Here is a 16,022-nt window from a genome sequence, read left to right on the forward strand (position 1 = left end):
CGCGGACCGCGTTCGAGGAGCCGACGTTACTTGCTGCTCTGGGCGGCCCACACCGCCGTCGCGCCGAGCAGCAGCGCGGGCACGAGCGGGAGCACGAGGTAGGCGAACTTGAACGGCAGTCCGGGCGGACGCAGGTAGATGAGCAGCGGGGCGACGACGAACGCGAGGAGCATGACGCCGACGAGGAGCCAGCCGCTCCGGCCGAACTCGTCGCCGTCGTCCGGTTCGACCTCGTCGGGGTCGGCGTCCGCCGACTCGCCGTCGACGGCGTCGGGGTCGTGGACGTAGGTGTCGCCCGTCACAGTTCGCTGTCGGGTTTCACGACGACCTTCCCGAACCCTTCGCGCTCCTCGAGGAGTTCGTGGGCGCGCGCCGCTTCGCTCATCGGCAGCACCTCGCGGATGGCGGGTTCGAACGTGCCGTCCCAGACGAGTTCCATGACGTCGTCCGCCTCGCCCTTCGAGGCCATCGTCGACCCGATGACCTGGAGCTGGTTCCAGAAGATGCGGTTGATGTCCGTCTCCGGGTTCCCACCGGTCGTAGCGCCGCAGGTGACCACCCGACCGCCCTTCGCCAGGCTGGCGAGCGAGTCCTGCCAGGTCGCCGCGCCCACGTGGTCGACGACGACGTCGACGCCGCGCTTGCCCGTCTCATCGCGGATGCGGTCGGCGAAGTCCTCCTCGGTGTAGTCGAACGCGGCCTGCGCGCCGAGGTCGCGGGCGTGCTGGAGCTTCGCCTCGCTGCTCCCCGTGGCGTAGACGTTCGCGCCCGCGTAGTCGGCGATCTGGACCGCCGCGTGGCCGACGCCGCCGGAGGCACCGAGCACGAGCACGTCCTCGCCGGGCTTCAGTTCGGCCCGCGAGATGAGCATCCGCCAGGCGGTCTGGAAGACGAGCGGTGCTGCGGCCGCCGTCTCCCACGGGACGCCCTCGGGGACTTCCAGAAGGTTGTCCTCCGGGATGGCGGCGAGTTCGCTGTGGACGCCGCGGACGTGCTCGCCGATGATGTGGTAGCGCACGCACAGCGAGTGCTCACCGTGGCGGCAGTACTCGCAGTCGCCGCAGCTGACGCCCGCCGACAGCGCGACGCGGTCGCCGGGTTCGAAGCGCGTGACGCCCTCGCCGACCGCCACGACCTCGCCGGCCCCGTCGCTACCGGGGATGTGGGGCATCTCGACGTCGATTCCGGGGAGTCCTCGCCGGGTCCAGACGTCGAGGTGGTTCAGCGCGCCGGCCTTCACGTCGACGAGTACCTCGTCGCGGTCGGGGGCGGGGTCGGGGAAGTCGCCGTATTCGATGACGTCGCGGTCGCCGTGTTCCGTGAACTGGACGGCCTTCATGGTACTGATTGGGAACCGGGGGTTGAAAACTGTACGTGCCGGTCGAACGGCTGACACGGTTCGGACGGCCCTGCCGCGACGCCGTTTCGACCGCCGCCCTACTGCGGTCGCCCACCGGAGTGCAGCGGCCCGTCGGGGAGCGAACGCGTTCCGTGCGGAGAGTTTAGGAGCGGGGCGTCGAACGTTCGCACATGGTGGACGACAAGTCGCACGAGACGAGCGGGGGCGCGGACGACGAACGGGAATCGTCACCCGAAGACGACGTGGAAGAGCGCCCCCACGACGGGCACGCAAACGGCGGTCACGACGAGAGTGGGCACGACGAGGGAGGACACGACGAGGGCGACCACCACCACGACGAAAGCGGGCACGAACACGGCGAAGGTGGCCACCACCACGACGGCCACCACGCACACGACGTCGCCGAACTCGGCGTCGCCGTCCTCACCGTGTCGTCGTCGCGGTCGCTCGACGACGACCCGGCGGGCGACGCCATCGTCGAACTCCTCGAGGACGAGGGACACGAGGTCGCCACCCGCGAACTCGTCCCCGACAGCTACGACCGGGTGCAGGCGACGGTGGACAACATGGTCTCGCGCGACGACGTGAACGTCACCGTCACGACGGGCGGAACCGGCGTCACCCCGGACGACGTGACCGTCGAGGCGGTCGAACCGCTGCTCGAACGGGAACTCCCCGGCTTCGGCGAGCTGTTCCGCCGGCTCTCCTACGACGACATCGGGACGAAGGTCGTCGGCACGCGCGCGACTGCGGGACTCGCCGACGGGACCGTCGTATTCTGTCTCCCAGGGAGTGAGGCGGCCGTCCGACTGGGCGTCGGCGAGATAATCGTCGAGGAGGCGGGCCACCTGGCCGGGCTGGCTACTCGCGACGACGAGTCAGAGGCGTAGCGGTTCGGCCGACTCCCAGCGGGCGTCGAACTGGTTGTTGACGTTCGCGGCGAACTCGGGGTCCTTGAGGTCGATCATGGCGAACGCCTCTCCCGGCGCGAGCGGGTTCGTCACCTCGATGCACACCTCGACGTCGTCGATGAGGTTGAAGGTGCCCTCGAGATCCGGCGTCGTCCGCACCGAGAACCGGGGGTGGTCCGACAGCGTGTCCGCGTAGCGGTCGCCGACGCTCGTCGGCAGCGTCCGCACGAGGTCGGGCGACATCAGCACGGCCACCTCGACGTCGCGTTCGAGCGCCTCCTCGAGATGCTCGGTCACCTGCTCGCCGACGGTCCCGATGTCGAACTTCGGCGAGAGCTGCCCCGCGACCATCACGATTCGCTCCTCGGCGGCGTCGAGGCGCTCGACCAGCAGTTCGATGGCGTCCTCGGGGCCGACCGCCGCCGTCCAGAACCCCTCGTCGATGGGCGGTTCGGCGGTGTCCAGTTCCTCCGAGAGCTCGTCTACGATGTTCTCGTACTGCTCGGCCTTCTCGGTGAGCTCCTGGAGCTTGTCGTCGAGCAGGCGGTCCAGGGCCGTGTTCGGCTCGACCGCGACGTACTTCTTCGGTCGGCTCGCGGTCTGGCTGCGGACGATGTTCTGGGTCTCGAGGCTGTTCAGCACGTCGTAGATGCGTCCCATCGGCACCTCGCTCGCCCTGGAGAGGTCCTTCGCGGTCGTCGGACCGGTGTTGAGCAGCGCCCGGTAGGCGCGCGCCTCGTACTCCGAGAGACCGAGGTCGCGGAGACTTGCCATGTTCGCTATCATCACACCGGCCGCATAAAAACGCTACGCGAGTTTCCGTCGGAATCGGACGAAGCGCCGAATCGGTCCGACCTATCCGCGGAAGTAATCCTCGACCAGTTCACTCAACTCGTCGGGAGTTGCCGCGGGGTCGGACGGTTCGCCGTCGGCGACGAGGTACGCGTGCCCCGACTCGTAGTCGCCCTCGGCGTCCGGGACGACGACCTTCTCGTGGTCGGCGACGCGGAGCGCGGCCCGGTGGAGGTCGGACCCGGCAGGTGCCGCGACGTCGATGCGCAGCGGCGCGTCGACGAGTCGCGCGGCTGCCGTCGCGTATCCGGTCACCTGGACGCCGAGGCGGTCCGACGCGCCGGCGAACGCACCGACGGCGTCGCGGGCCGCGTCCTCGTAGGCGGCGTCCCCCGTGAGCGCGTGGAGGTCGACGAGCGCGTTCGCCATCGCGGCGTTGCCGTCGATGGGACGGAGCGGGCGGTCGAGCAGTCCCGGGCCTTCGGCAGGGCCGTCGACGAAGGCGCCGTCGTCCTGGAGCGTCTCGATAGCGTGGTCGGCGACGGCGCGCGCGGTGACGAGGTAGTCGTCGCCGAGCACCTGCGCCGCCGTGGCGAACGCGCCGGCGACGTGGGCCTGGTCGGCGAGCAGGCCGCGCTCGCCCGTCTCGTCGCCGGCGCGGTAGTGGACGACCGCGCCGTCCTCGACGGCGTCGGCGAGGAAGTCGAGCGTCCGTTCGGCGTAGCGACGGGCGCGCTCGTCGTCGGTGTACGCGTGGTAGGTGAGCAAGGCGTCGGCCGCCAGCGCGTTCCAGTCGGCGAACGCGGTGGGGTCGACGGCCGGGGCGGCGGCGTCCTCGCGGTCGCTGGGCGACCCCGCGTAGTAGTCGTCGTCGGGGCGCTGGCTGCCGCCGAACGCGGCCGGTTCGACGTCGTCCTGCCACAGCGTCTCGGCGAGGTAGTCGACCGTCTCGCCGGCGACGTCGCGGTACTCCTCGTCGCCGGTGTAGAGGTAGGCGTTCGCGTACGCGCGCAGCAGCGCGGCGTTCGTGTCGAGCACCTTCTCGTGGTGGACGTCGTTCCAGTCGCGCTGGCCCGCGTAGCGGAAGAATCCGCCCTCGTAGTCGTCGAACAGGTGCTCCTCGACCGCGGTGAGCGTCGCCAGCGCCGTCTCGCGCTCCCGCTTCAGCGCGAACTCGACCGTCCGCGGCAGGGGGAACTTCGCGTCGTCGCCCCACCCGCCGTGGGTCGCGTCGAACTTCTCGTCCAGTTGCCCCGCGACGTTACGCTCGACGTCCGCCGTCACCTCGCCCGCCGGCGGGTCCTGGTCCCGGAGGCTCCGCGGGACCTGTGCGGCGTCGCGGCCCTTCTGTTCCCAGAGGTCCCGCACCCGGCCGACGACCTGCCGCATCGCGTCGTGGTCGAGGTACGTCGCTCCCGTGAGGTGTTCGCCCTCCGGCGTGCAGAAGACCGTCGAGGGGAATCCCCCGACGTTGTACCGTTCGCGCACCCGGGGGTGGCGGTCGGCGTCGACGCGCACCGGGACGAACGAGTCGTTCACGTTCGCCGCCAGCGTCGGCACCGAGTACGTCTCCTCGTCCATCTCGTGACACCACGAACACCACGTCGCGGACAGCGAGAGGAGGACGGGCAGGTCCTCGTCCTGGGCCTCGGCGAACGCCGCCTCGCCCCACTCGCGCCACTCGACCTTCGTTCGCTCCGCTGACTCGTCCATGCGTTCACGGTGGTGCGGTTCGTGGGTAAGCGCTTCGCTCTCGGTCACGGATGACGTCGCCTCCGCTGTCCATCCGGCCACGACGACCCCGGTTCCAGCCACCGTCGAGCAGTCGACCGGACGTGGAGAATTCCCGTGAGAGCGGACGTACGAAACCCACCGTTCCTTATAGGCACGGCAGAAACCCCAGTAGCGAATGTCCCCGAAACGTGTCACCAGGAAGGACGCGGCGTCCTCGACCGGGACGGAGCCGACGCGACGCGAGGTGGCGGGATGAGCGACCGGCTCTTCGAACGGTACGCCGACGCTCTCGTCTCGCGAAGCAGACTGGTCGTCCTCGTCGTGCTCGTCCTCACCGGCGTCGTCGCCGCCGGCGCGGCGGTCGGCGGCAGCGATGACGGCGGCATCGGCCAGTTCGAGACCGACTCCGAGGCGCAGGCGGCACAGGAGGAGATCGAGTCGACGTACGACACCGACGACGCGGTCGTCGCACAGGTCGTCGTCCGCGACGAGGGCGGCGACGTCCTCACGCGCGAGTCGCTGCTGGAAAGCCTTCGCCTCCAGCAACGACTGCGCGAGAACGCGTCCATCGACGAGACGCTCCGGGACGAGCGCGCGATGGTCGGCGTCGAGAACGTCGTCGCCACGGCGGCGTACGCCGAGAGCAGGGCGGGCAGTCCCCGCGGAGGGGAGACGACGTCGGGGAACGCGACGGGCGGGAACGCGAGCGACGGAAACGCGACCGCCGGTAGCGCGCAGTCGTCGGCCGGCGGACCACCGGCCGCGCCCACGCTCGACCAGCAGATAGCGGCGCTTGAGTCGCTCTCCGACGCCGAGTTCGAGGCGCTGCTCGGGCGCGTACTCGACCCTGACGCGACCGTTCCGGGCGGCGACCCGTACCAGTTCCTCCCCGCGGACTACGAACCGGGGACGACCGACGCCGACGCGCGCATCACGTTCGTGTTCCAGGTCGACGACAGCGGGCCGGGCGGCGACCCCACGGCGGCGTACGAGGCCCAGGTCGCCATCGCCTCGCTGGTCGAGGACCGGTTCGACGACGCCTTCGTCTTCGGACAGGGCATCACCGACGACGCGTCCACGCGCGCCATCGGCGACAGCTTCGCCATCATCACCCCCGTCGCGCTCGTGCTCGTGCTGGTCGTCCTCGGCGTGGCGTACCGCGACGTCGTGGACGTGCTCGTCGGCGTCTTCGGCATCGGCGTCGTGATGGCGTGGCTCTCCGGCGTGCAGGGATGGCTCGCCATCCCGTCGAACCAGTTGCTCATCGCCGTCCCGTTCCTGCTGGTCGGGCTGAGCATCGACTACTCGCTCCACGTCGTCATGCGCTATCGCGAGGCCCGCGAGGGGTCGCTCGACACCGACGACGACGTCGTCGGCGGACGTGACCCGTCGACCGCCATGCGTGCGGGCGTGGCCGGCGTCACCCTGGCGCTCGCCGCCGCAACGTTCTCGACCGGCATCGGCTTCCTCTCCAACTACGTCAGCCCGCTACAGGCCATCCAGGACTTCGCCGTCCTGAGCGCCGCCGGCATCGTCGCCACGTTCGTCGTGTTCGCCGCGCTCGTACCGGCTCTCAAGCTCGAAATCGAGCGGCTCTTCGCTCGCTTCGGCCGCGACCGGCGCAAGCCGGCCGTCGGGGTCGGCGCGGGACCGATCAACGGACTCCTCTCGCGCGCCGGGGGGCTCGCTCGTCGCGCCCCGCTCGCCGTGGTCGTCGTCTCGCTCCTCCTCGCCTCGGGCGGCGTCTACGGGGCGACGGACATCGACACGGAGTTCAACCGGGCCGACTTCCTCCCGGAGGACGCCCCGGCGTGGACGGCGTCGCTGCCGGGCCCGCTCGCGCCCGGCGACTACGACGTCCGCGAGGATCTCGCCTACCTGAGCGACAACTTCCGGCAGCGCGGCCAGGGGTCGGAGGCCCAGATTCTCTTGCGAGGGAACGTGACCGCGCCGGCGACGCTCGCCACGATAGACGAAGCGACCGCCAGTGCAGACGGAACCATCGTCGTCCGCTCCGACGGGACGGCGGCCGTCGACGGACCGACGGCGGTCGTCCGCGAGGTGGCCGCGGAGAACGAGACGGTCGCCGCCGCGGTCGACGCGCGCGACGACGACGGCGACGGCCTCCCGGACAGGGACGTCGCCGCGGTGTACGACCTGCTGTTCGAGGTCGCTCCGGACCGCGCTTCGACCGTCCTGGCGCGCACCGACGACGGTTCCTACGAGTCCGCGCGCCTCGTCGTGGGCGTCGAGGCCGACGCCGCGTCCCAGACCATCGCCGGCGACGTGCGAACGGTCGCGGACGCGGTCGAGCGGAACGCCCCCGTCACCGCCGTCGCGACGGGCGGGCCGGTGATCACCACCGCGCTGCAGGACGCGCTGCTGGAGACGCTCGTCCAGGGCTTCGCCGTCACGCTGGGCGTCATCCTCGCGTTCCTCGTGGGGCTGTACTGGTGGCTCCACGGCGCCCCGGAGCTCGGGGTGGTGACGCTGCTCCCCGTTCTCGCCTCGCTGGCCTGGCTACTCGGCACGATGTCGGCGTTCGGCATCCCGTTCAACAGCGAGACCGCCGTCATCACCAGCCTCGCCATCGGGCTCGGGGCCGACTACAGCATCCACTTCAGCGAGCGGTTCGTCGACGAACGCGCCCGGCGGGACTCCGTCGACGACGCGCTGGCGGCGACTATCACCGGGACCGGCGGCGCGCTGCTCGGCAGCGCGGCGACGACCGCGTCCGGGTTCGGCGTGCTCGCGCTCGCGCTGTCGCCCCCGCTCCAGCGGTTCGGTCTGGTGACCGGCCTGAGCATCGTCTTCGCCCTCGTCGCCTGCCTGACCGTCCTCCCGGCACTGCTCGTGGTCCGGGAGCGCGTCCTCCGGTCTGCGTAGTCGGTACTGGGCGACTGGAGAACGACGGCAGACAATGGGTCCCGGTCAGTTACCGCGGCCCTGGAGCTTCTCTTCCTCGGGCAGGTCGACGTTGGCCTCACCGCGCATGCCGGAGCCGGCCGCCTTGCTGATCGCGGCGAGTCGCTCGGGGTCGTCCCAGTTGTTCGTGGCCTCGACGATGGCCTCCGCCATCGCTTCGGGGTCCTCGGCGCCGAAGATGCCGGAGCCGACGAAGATGCCGTCGCAGCCGTGGTGCATCATCAGCGCGGCGTCGGCGGGCGTCGCGATGCCGCCGGCCGCGAAGTTCACGACCGGGAGCCGCCCCATCTCGGCCGTCTCGTGGACGAGGTGGGCCGGCGCCTCGATCTCGCGGGCGTACGCCTCGCGCTCCTCGTGGGTCATCCCCTCGAGTTCGCGGATCGCGCCCTTGATCTGGCGCTGGTGGTGGACGGCCTGGTTCACGTCGCCGGTGCCGGCCTCGCCCTTCGTCCGGATCATGGCCGCGCCCTCCTCGATGCGGCGCAGCGCCTCGCCGAGGTTGCGCGCGCCGCAGACGAACGGCGCGGTGAACTCGCGCTTGTCGATGTGGTAGGCGTCGTCGGCGGGCGTCAGCACCTCGGATTCGTCGATCATGTCGACGCCCACCGCTTCGAGAATCTGGGCCTCCTTCGTGTGCCCGATTCGCGACTTGCCCATCACCGGGATCGACACCTCGTCGACGATGGCCTCCACGTCCGCCGGGTCGGCCATTCGCGCGACGCCACCGCGCTTCCGGATGTCGGCCGGCACCGCTTCGAGCGACATCACGGCGACCGCGCCCGCGTCCTCGGCGATACGGGCCTGTTCCCGGTTCACGACGTCCATGATGACGCCGCCCTTCTGCATTCGAGCGAAGCCGCGTTTGACGAGTTCCGTTCCGCGTTTGAGTTCTTCGACGTCGGTTTCGTCCGCCATACCGGCTATACCGACCCCGAAACTTAAGACGTACCGGTTACGGGCGCACCGGTCTGGCCTGAACAGTGCGTGGCGTCGTCCGCTCGACGATAGAACTATGCCGCTTCGTGCTATAAGATAACACATGGCAATCAAAGGGGCCCGTTCCCCCTTCGACCGACTCCGCCAGCACTACGAGGAGACGATGCTTCGCTGTCCCGAGTGCGGATTCGTCGACGAGGACGGCACCTGGAACGCTACCGCAGACCGCGGCGAACTCCGTTACCGTCACGTCTGTCCTCGCTGCGACGCCGTCGACACGCGCGTCCTGAGCTACTGACTCGGTCGACGGGGACGCGCCGCCGCCGCCGACAGCGTCCCGTAGCCTTTTAAGCAATGGCGGCCCGTAACCCGAGTAATGACTGCACAGGCTGTCCAGCAGGACGAACTCGTGGCCGTCATCGGCCTCGAGGTCCACGTCCAGCTGGAGACGGACACGAAGATCTTCTGTGGCTGCTCGACGGACCAGGACGACGCCGAGCCGAACACCTACACCTGCCCTGTCTGTCTCGGACTGCCCGGGGCCCTGCCCGTCCTCAACGAGGCCGCCGTCGAGTCCGCCGTCAAGGTCGGCAAGGCGATCGACGCCGACATCCCCGAGGAGACGCGCTTCCACCGGAAGAACTACTTCTACCCCGACCTCCCGAAGGGGTTCCAGATCACCCAGTACGACGCCCCGATCTGCCAGGACGGCGAGCTGGAGATCGAGGTCGGCGGCGAGCGCCGGACTGTGGGCATCGAGCGTGCCCACCTCGAGGAGGACCCCGGGAGCCTCCAGCACCAGGGCGGCAACATCGACACCGCCGACTACACGCTGGTCAACTACAACCGCGCCGGCATCCCGCTGATGGAGATCGTCACCGACCCGGACTTCCGGAGCGCCGAGGAGGTCCGGGCCTTCCTCGCCAAACTCGAGGAGGTCCTCGAGTACCTGGGCGTCTTCGACAGCTCCCGCGACGGGAGCCTCCGCGTGGACGCCAACCTGAGCATCGTCTCCGGCGACGAGGTCGACGGCGACGGCGCGATCGACGATTCGACGCTCGAGGACGCCAACCGAACCGAGGTGAAGAACATCTCCAGCCACAAGGGCGCCGAGAAGGCGCTGGCCTACGAGGAGACGCGCCAGAAGAACGCCATCAACCGCGGGCGCGAGGTCGAGCAGGAGACCCGCCACTGGGACGAGACCCGGGGCATCACCGTCTCGATGCGGAGCAAGGAGGCGGAGAAAGACTACCGCTACTTCCGCGAGGCCGACCTTCCGCCGCTGCAGGTGTCGGACTGGAAGCAGGAGCTGTCGATTCCGGAACTCCCGGACGCCCGCCGCGAGCGCTTCCAGGCCGAGTACGGGCTCAGCGAGGAGGCCGCGAGCAAGCTCACGTCGACGAAGCAGGTCGCTGACTTCTACGAGGACGTCGCCGAGACGTTCGACCCGGACCTCGCGGCGACGTGGGTCGCGGACAACCTGCTGGGCGAACTCAACTACCGCGACATGGCCATCACGGACGTCGAGGGGCGCTTCGACGAGTTCAGCCACCTCGTCGAACTGGTCGCCGAGGACGAGATCACCACGAAGAACGCCGAGGAGATCGTCCTCCGGGAGATGCTCGACGAGGGCGACGACCCGGAAACCATCATCGAACGCGAGGACCTGGGCAAGGTCGACACCAGCGCGGTCGAGGGCGCCGTCCAGGAAGCCATCGACGAGAACCCGGACGCAGTCGAGGACTACCACGCCGGCGAGGACGGCGCGCTGAACTTCCTCGTCGGCCAGGTGATGCAGAAGACCGGCGGCAGCGCGGACCCCGGCGCCGTGAACGGGATGCTCCGCGAACGACTGGACGAGTAGCGCGAACAGACGGCGAGCGGTTCAGTTCTCCTCGCGAGGGGCGCGCCGTACTCCCGCCTCGACCCCGTCGCAGCACTTCGTCAGGTCACGCCGGGTGTGGCCTCGCCTTCCGATTTAAAGGCTCGCGTCGTGGAGACGGCTAATCTCCCGGCGTCGATCGCTTCTCGTCGTCGATGACGCCCTCCTGCCAGCGTCCGAGGCTGAACCAGAGCACGCCGACGACGAACGACGCGACGGCCGAGAACGACCACGCCCACCAGAGGCCGTCGACGCCCCACGAGAGGCCGCCGAGCGCGACGGACGGGCCGACGAGGGAGAGCGTCCAGGACCACTGGTAGGCGAACAGTCCCGCGGCCGGGATCCGGAGCACCCACCGCGAGAGCACGGAGAGGGCCATCGCGACGCGCGTGTCGCCTGCGCCGCGAAACCCGCCCTGGACGACCATCAGGCCGCCGAAGAACGCCAGGAACGGGCCGATGATGCGCAGGAAGTCGACGCCCTCGGCGACGACGGCGGGGTCGGCGATGAACGCCCGGATGAGCGGGGCGGGGAACGCGAACATGATGCCACCCGCGAGGAAGAGGACGCCCATGGTGCCGGCGGTCGCCGTCCACGTCACCCGAGCGGCGCGGTCGGGGGTCTCGGCGCCGAGGTTCTGGCCGACGCCCGTCGCGGCCGCCTGCCCGACCGCGCCGGAGACGGTCCACGAGACGGACATCAGCCGCAGGCCGACGCCGTAGGCTGCGGTTGCGACGGGGCCGAACCGGGCGACCAGCGCGGCCATCGCCACGGCGGCGAAACTCCGCGCCGCGCCGTCGAGGGTCGCCGGGTACCCGATGGAGACGAGCTTCTTCAGCACCGGGACGTCCGGGCGGAGGTCTTCGACGCGAAGGCGGATGCCCCAGTCGCCTCGCAGGAGGAGGACGACGCCGACGGCGGCGGCGAAGATGCGCGATATCAGGGTGGCGACGGCGGCACCGCGGACGCCCCACGCCGGGAACGTTCCGACGCCGAGGATGAACAGCGGGTCGAGGACGACGTTCAGGCCCGCGGAGAGGACGACGAGCCACATCGCCGTCCGGGTGTCGCCCGCGCCGCGGAGCACCGCGCGGAAGACGAAGAAGAGGAACGTGAACGGGATGGAGACGAACAGCACCTCGATGTAGTCCAGCGCGAGTCGGTAGACGACGCCCTCCGCACCGAGGAAGACGAGCAGCGGGTGGCGACCGATGTAGCCGACGGTCGCGAGGACGAGACCGACGCCGACGGTGAGCAGGGTGACCTGGCCGACGACGGCGTCCGCCGCGCGGTCGTCGCCGGCACCGACGTGTTGAGAGACGAGCGCGACAGCGCCGGCGGTCAGTCCCATCGCGAGCGAGACGAACAGCCACGCGGTCGGAAACATGAGCGTGACGGCGGCGACGGCGTTCCTGCCGACGCGGCCGACCCAGAACATGTCGGCGAGATTGTACGCCGTCTGGAGGAGGTTCCCGGCGACCAGCGGCCACGCGAGGCTCACGAGCTTCGGCGTGATGGCACCCGTCGTCATGTCGATGCGGCTGTCGTTCCGTCCCGGCACGGACTAGCGCGACGGACGACGAGGGCTTAAATCGGCCGTTCGGCGTCCGGTTTGCCGGGGGTCGCGACGGCCGTGTAGTCATCGTTTTACCCGTCGAGACGCAACTCCCGGCCATGACCGACCCCGCAGCCCTCGACGTGACGCTCGTCGACGGGTACGTCGACGAACCCGCCCACTTCGGCGTACCGCCGTACATCTCCACGTACCCGCGGTACACGGCGGGCGCGCTCGTGGACGCGGGGGTGCCCGAGGCGCAGATAACCTACCACACCATCGACGAACTGCGCGAGGAGCGTTCGAAGTGGCGCGACGTCGCCGACGCGGACCTGTTCGTCTACCTCGGCGGGATGACCGTCCCCGGGAAGTACGTCGGCGGGACGCCGGCGGAACCGGACGAGGTGCGCGAACTGGCCTGGACCGCCGACGGGACGAGCCTGATGGGCGGCCCGGTGAAGTTCGGCGTCGGCGACGAGAACGCCGGCGGGACGGCGACGGAGCGCGACGACCTCGACTTCGACTTCGTCGCGAAAGGCGACGTGGAGGCGGCAGCCCACGACCTCGTCGCAAGCGGCCTGGAGGGGTTCGGCGACCGCATGCGCGACAACGCGGAGATCGACCGCTGGGCCGCCAGGGGCGCGTTCGTCGTCGAGCAGCATCCGAACCATCCGGACTACCTCATCTGCGAGATGGAGACGTCGCGCGGTTGTCCGTACCGGTGTTCGTTCTGCACGGAACCGCTGTACGGCAACCCCTCCTTCCGCGAGCCGGACTCCGTCGTCAGCGAGGTCGAGCGCCTCTACGAGCGCGGTGCCCGCCACTTCCGGCTGGGCCGCCAGGCCGACATCCTCGCGTACGGCGGCGACGGCGAGAAGCCCAACCCGGACGCGCTCCGCGAGCTGTACGGCGGTATCCGCGAGGTCGCGCCCGACCTGGAGACGCTGCACCTCGACAACATGAACCCCATCACGGTGGTCGAGTGGCCGGACCTCGCCCGCGAGGGAATCCGGGTCATCGCCGAGCACAACACGCCGGGCGACACCGCCGCGTTCGGCCTGGAGTCCGCCGACCCCGTCGTCCAGGAGGAGAACAACCTCAACGTCACCGCCGAGGAGTGCTTCGAGGCCGTGAAGATAGTCAACGAAGAAGCCGGCTGGCGGCCGGGCGAGGATGCGAGCGACGCACCGACCCACGGCGAGGACGCCACGAACCGCCTGCCGAAACTCCTCCCCGGCATCAACCTCCTGCACGGGCTGAAGGGCGAACGCGAGGAGACGTTCGCACACAACAAGCGGTTCCTCGAACGCGTCTACGACGAGGGGCTGATGCTGCGCCGGGTGAACATCCGGCAGGTGATGGCGTTCGACGGGACCGAGATGAGCGACGTCGGCGCGGACATCGCGAAGGACCACAAGAAGCTGTTCAAGCAGTACAAGAGCGAGGTCCGCGAGGAGATAGACAACCCGATGCTCCAGCGGGTCGCCCCCGCCGGGACCGTCCTCCCGGACGTCCACCTGGAGTACCACAGGGACGGCCGGACCTTCGGCCGGCAACTCGGCACCTACCCGCTGCTGGTCGCCGTGCCTGGCGAACGCGAACTCAGGCGCACCATCGACGTCGCCGTCGTCGACCACGGCTACCGGTCGGTGACCGGCGTCCCCTATCCGCTGGACGTGAACACGGCCTCGATGGACGAACTGATGGCGCTCCCGGGGATGGGGAGACAGCGCGCCGGCAACGTCGTGGTCGACCGGCCGTACGAGTCGCCGGCCGAACTCGCGGACGCCGTCGACGTCGACCTGTCCGCGTTCGCACGGGCAGACGTCAGTGCGAGCGGCGAGGAGAAATCCGAGAGCGCTGACTGACCGGTCGACCGGCGAGAAAGTGATGAAGTCTCGCGAACGGCGCTAGAACTCTTCTTCGATGATCTCGCCGACGGCGAAGTTGGACTTGACTTCGGTAATCTCGACTTTCACGCGCTCCCCGATCTCGGCACCGGGGACGATGATGACGTAGCCGCGCTCGACGCGGGCGATGCCGTCGCCCTGCTTGCCGATGTCCTCGATCTCGACGTACCGGACCTCGCCGGATTCGACCGGAGGCTGTGGCTCGGACGAGACGGTCTCCTCGTTGCTGCTGGTTTCGGTCTCGGTCGACTCGGTCTCCGCCTCGCGGGAGATGAGTGCAACACGGTAGGTTTCGCCCGGTTCGACCGACCCGGTGTCGATCTCGCGACGAGGGATCGAGACGACGTACTCGTCGCCTTTCAGAGTAACGTCAGCGCTGAACAGACACAGGAGTTTGTCAGAGATTTCCAATGGTCGTAGACCTCCACTGAAAACCAAGTAGTCAACCATTAAAGAAGTATCGACACTTCAACCGCGAGCAAGGGCTGGAGCGGTGGATCGGCGGTTCGTGACCTTCGTCCCGACCACGCTCCGGAGACGAACCGAAGGCGTGCCCGGTCGCCGTGGCGGGCCACCGTCGAGTGGCGAGCGTGCCCGGGCACCTCCAGTAGCCCTAAATCGTTCGACCGTCAATCCGTGTTCGATGGAGGAAACGACGACTGCGGACGGAGAGACGCTGTATCTCAGTCGACGGAACGGCGAGCGCGGGTCGAAAGGTCCGTTCTTCGTCGTCTACCGGTCGCCGGAGCGCGAGCGGCGGTACGGCTACTACTGCGGACACTGCGAGTCGCTCGACACGGCGATGGACACGATGGGACGCATCAAGTGCAACCGATGCGATAACCTCCGGAAACCGACAGAGTGGGACGCGGCCCACGAGTGAGGACGTCGTGGCGGGGGTTCTTTCGGAACGAGTTCCGCCCCGCAAGAACATTTATTACGTGGCGTGTGGTATCGACAGTCGAATGGCCCCTGTTAACACGCCCCTGATTGACGAGGCCAGGTCGATATTCAGCGACCTCGGGTACGAGGTGCTCGAGGACGGCGACGAATTCCGGGCCAAGCGGAAGTGGCGAGAAGTGCACGTGACTGCGCTCACCGAGACGACGGACGCCCCCGACCGTGGGGACCTTCGATGCTTCGTAACGTGGAAGGAGGACGTGACGAAGCTCCGCGAGGGCTTGCGAGAGATGAACCTCGAGTACGAGTGGGCGATAATCGGCGTCCGCGAGAGCGGCGATTACGAGGTCGCACGGGCACCACCGTCCTCCGTCGCGGTCTGACTCCGTTCGACCGGACGGACCTCGTTTTCGACGGACACCGACGACGGCTACCAGACCGGTCCAGGGCGTGGGCTGGCGGTCGGGGACAAGCCCCAGGTGACCGGGGAGCCAAGGTGACTGCATGGACGACCACACCAGCGACCCGACCGTGGCACCGCCGCCGGACGGCCGCCAACCGACCGGCTGGCGGGCCGCCGACGGACTGTGGGAGCACGCGACGCTGCGGCGGGCCACGCGCCACGGCGTCCGCCTGTTCAACGCCAGCGAGTTCCACGAGAGCCACGACTGCTTCGAGGACGAGTGGTACAACTACGGACAGGGGAGCGTCGAGAGCCAGTTCCTCCACGGGATGGTCCAGGTCGCCGCCGGTGCGTACAAGCACTTCGACTTCGAGGACGACGGCGGCATGCGGTCGCTGTTCCGGACGGCGCTGCAGTACCTCCACGGCGTCCCGAACGACTTCTACGGCGTCGACGTGCTCGGCGTCCGGACGACCATCACGGACGCCCGGGAGGACCCGACCGTCCTCCACGGCTGGCGGATCGAACTCGACGGCACGTATCCGGTGGCGACGGAGACGGACTTCGCGTACGCCGACGGACTGGAGTGACCGCGCGCCAGGGAACAGGCACGACCGAAGCGCTGCCCGCTCTCGGGCAGTGGCGGTCGCAACGCACCTCCGGCCCGGTCAGGGTCGCCCTGCCCCGTATCGCCACGAGCGCGCCGCCGCGGAC

The 16,022-nt window shown here is 69.3% G+C and carries 15 protein-coding genes; 8 read left to right on the forward strand and 7 right to left on the reverse strand.

Features of this window, described 5'->3' with window-relative positions:
• Positions 1-26: 26 nt before the first annotated feature.
• Positions 27-302 (reverse strand): hypothetical protein, encoded by a 276-nt coding sequence (locus tag NKT36_RS03190; protein WP_327052503.1) that lies wholly within the window; start codon positions 300-302, stop codon positions 27-29.
• Positions 299-1,339 (reverse strand): zinc-binding dehydrogenase, encoded by a 1,041-nt coding sequence (locus NKT36_RS03195; RefSeq protein ID WP_327052504.1) that lies wholly within the window; start codon positions 1,337-1,339, stop codon positions 299-301. Before NKT36_RS03195 ends, NKT36_RS03190 begins: the two co-directional genes overlap by 4 nt.
• Positions 1,340-1,530: 191 nt before the next feature.
• On the opposite strand from NKT36_RS03195, the gene NKT36_RS03200 reads away from it, so the two are divergent.
• A complete protein-coding gene (locus tag NKT36_RS03200) occupies positions 1,531-2,250 on the forward strand; it encodes a MogA/MoaB family molybdenum cofactor biosynthesis protein (protein WP_327052505.1) in 720 nt (239 codons plus the stop codon).
• Here NKT36_RS03200 and NKT36_RS03205 read toward each other — a convergent pair.
• Both NKT36_RS03205 and NKT36_RS03210 read right to left on the reverse strand, forming a co-directional pair.
• Positions 2,239-3,045 carry a TrmB family transcriptional regulator gene (locus NKT36_RS03205; protein WP_327052506.1) on the reverse strand — a complete coding sequence of 269 codons (807 nt, stop codon included), beginning with the start codon at positions 3,043-3,045 and terminating at the stop codon, positions 2,239-2,241. The genes NKT36_RS03200 and NKT36_RS03205 overlap by 12 nt on opposite strands.
• Before the next feature lie 81 nt (positions 3,046-3,126).
• Entirely contained in the window at positions 3,127-4,776 is a 1,650-nt protein-coding gene (locus NKT36_RS03210) for a DUF255 domain-containing protein (protein ID WP_327052507.1), read from the reverse strand.
• A gap of 273 nt (positions 4,777-5,049) precedes the next feature.
• On the opposite strand from NKT36_RS03210, the gene NKT36_RS03215 reads away from it, so the two are divergent.
• Entirely contained in the window at positions 5,050-7,683 is a 2,634-nt protein-coding gene (locus NKT36_RS03215) for an efflux RND transporter permease subunit (RefSeq protein WP_327052508.1), read from the forward strand.
• 45 nt (positions 7,684-7,728) lie between these two features.
• Here the strand turns inward: NKT36_RS03215 and pdxS are convergent, their stop codons facing one another.
• Positions 7,729-8,637: a pyridoxal 5'-phosphate synthase lyase subunit PdxS gene (gene pdxS / locus NKT36_RS03220; protein WP_327052509.1), complete on the reverse strand. Its 909-nt coding sequence runs from the start codon at positions 8,635-8,637 to the stop codon at positions 7,729-7,731.
• A gap of 124 nt (positions 8,638-8,761) precedes the next feature.
• Between pdxS and NKT36_RS03225 the strand changes: the two genes are divergently transcribed.
• Together NKT36_RS03225 and gatB are read left to right on the forward strand one after the other, a co-directional pair.
• Entirely contained in the window at positions 8,762-8,956 is a 195-nt protein-coding gene (locus NKT36_RS03225) for an HVO_0649 family zinc finger protein (RefSeq protein ID WP_327052510.1), read from the forward strand.
• Positions 8,957-9,034: 78 nt separating this feature from the next.
• Positions 9,035-10,522: an Asp-tRNA(Asn)/Glu-tRNA(Gln) amidotransferase subunit GatB gene (gatB, locus tag NKT36_RS03230; RefSeq protein ID WP_327052511.1), complete on the forward strand. Its 1,488-nt coding sequence runs from the start codon at positions 9,035-9,037 to the stop codon at positions 10,520-10,522.
• Between the two features lie 139 nt (positions 10,523-10,661).
• On the opposite strand, the gene NKT36_RS03235 is transcribed toward gatB, so the two are convergent.
• On the reverse strand, positions 10,662-12,071 hold the full coding sequence (locus NKT36_RS03235) for an MATE family efflux transporter (RefSeq protein WP_407652227.1): 1,410 nt from the start codon (positions 12,069-12,071) through the stop codon (positions 10,662-10,664).
• Between the two features lie 143 nt (positions 12,072-12,214).
• Between NKT36_RS03235 and NKT36_RS03240 the strand changes: the two genes are divergently transcribed.
• Complete coding sequence (locus NKT36_RS03240) at positions 12,215-13,963, forward strand: radical SAM protein (RefSeq protein WP_327052513.1); 1,749 nt, start codon at positions 12,215-12,217, stop codon at positions 13,961-13,963.
• Positions 13,964-14,005: 42 nt separating this feature from the next.
• On the opposite strand, the gene NKT36_RS03245 is transcribed toward NKT36_RS03240, so the two are convergent.
• Positions 14,006-14,416: a TRAM domain-containing protein gene (locus NKT36_RS03245; RefSeq protein ID WP_327052514.1), complete on the reverse strand. Its 411-nt coding sequence runs from the start codon at positions 14,414-14,416 to the stop codon at positions 14,006-14,008.
• Positions 14,417-14,648: 232 nt separating this feature from the next.
• Here NKT36_RS03245 and NKT36_RS03250 point away from each other — a divergent pair, with 232 nt between their 5' ends.
• The 3 genes from NKT36_RS03250 to NKT36_RS03260 all read left to right on the forward strand — a co-directional run bounded on the left by NKT36_RS03250 (position 14,649) and on the right by NKT36_RS03260 (position 15,898).
• On the forward strand, positions 14,649-14,888 hold the full coding sequence (locus NKT36_RS03250) for a DUF5816 domain-containing protein (RefSeq protein ID WP_327052515.1): 240 nt from the start codon (positions 14,649-14,651) through the stop codon (positions 14,886-14,888).
• A gap of 82 nt (positions 14,889-14,970) precedes the next feature.
• Positions 14,971-15,288, forward strand: coding sequence for a DUF7116 family protein (locus NKT36_RS03255; RefSeq protein ID WP_327052516.1), 318 nt, complete (start codon positions 14,971-14,973; stop codon positions 15,286-15,288).
• A gap of 121 nt (positions 15,289-15,409) precedes the next feature.
• A complete protein-coding gene (locus NKT36_RS03260) occupies positions 15,410-15,898 on the forward strand; it encodes a DUF309 domain-containing protein (protein ID WP_327052517.1) in 489 nt (162 codons plus the stop codon).
• Positions 15,899-16,022: the final 124 nt, after the last annotated feature.

The sequence above is a fragment of the Halomicrococcus gelatinilyticus genome, assembly GCA_024227995.1.
GTDB lineage: Archaea > Halobacteriota > Halobacteria > Halobacteriales > Haladaptataceae > Halomicrococcus > Halomicrococcus gelatinilyticus.

Bases quoted from the DNA above. Each gene is read 5' to 3' on its own strand.
- NKT36_RS03195 (WP_327052504.1), bottom strand. From the start codon at position 1,339: ATGAAGGCCGTCCAGTTCACGGAACACGGCGACCGCGACGTCATCGAA.
- NKT36_RS03200 (WP_327052505.1), top strand. From the start codon at position 1,531: ATGGTGGACGACAAGTCGCACGAGACGAGCGGGGGCGCGGACGACGAA.
- NKT36_RS03205 (WP_327052506.1), bottom strand. From the start codon at position 3,045: ATGGCAAGTCTCCGCGACCTCGGTCTCTCGGAGTACGAGGCGCGCGCC.
- NKT36_RS03210 (WP_327052507.1), bottom strand. From the start codon at position 4,776: ATGGACGAGTCAGCGGAGCGAACGAAGGTCGAGTGGCGCGAGTGGGGC.
- NKT36_RS03215 (WP_327052508.1), top strand. From the start codon at position 5,050: ATGAGCGACCGGCTCTTCGAACGGTACGCCGACGCTCTCGTCTCGCGA.
- pdxS (WP_327052509.1), bottom strand. From the start codon at position 8,637: ATGGCGGACGAAACCGACGTCGAAGAACTCAAACGCGGAACGGAACTC.
- NKT36_RS03225 (WP_327052510.1), top strand. From the start codon at position 8,762: ATGGCAATCAAAGGGGCCCGTTCCCCCTTCGACCGACTCCGCCAGCAC.
- gatB (WP_327052511.1), top strand. From the start codon at position 9,035: ATGACTGCACAGGCTGTCCAGCAGGACGAACTCGTGGCCGTCATCGGC.
- NKT36_RS03235 (WP_407652227.1), bottom strand. From the start codon at position 12,071: ATGACGACGGGTGCCATCACGCCGAAGCTCGTGAGCCTCGCGTGGCCG.
- NKT36_RS03240 (WP_327052513.1), top strand. From the start codon at position 12,215: ATGACCGACCCCGCAGCCCTCGACGTGACGCTCGTCGACGGGTACGTC.
- NKT36_RS03250 (WP_327052515.1), top strand. From the start codon at position 14,649: ATGGAGGAAACGACGACTGCGGACGGAGAGACGCTGTATCTCAGTCGA.
- NKT36_RS03255 (WP_327052516.1), top strand. From the start codon at position 14,971: ATGGCCCCTGTTAACACGCCCCTGATTGACGAGGCCAGGTCGATATTC.
- NKT36_RS03260 (WP_327052517.1), top strand. From the start codon at position 15,410: ATGGACGACCACACCAGCGACCCGACCGTGGCACCGCCGCCGGACGGC.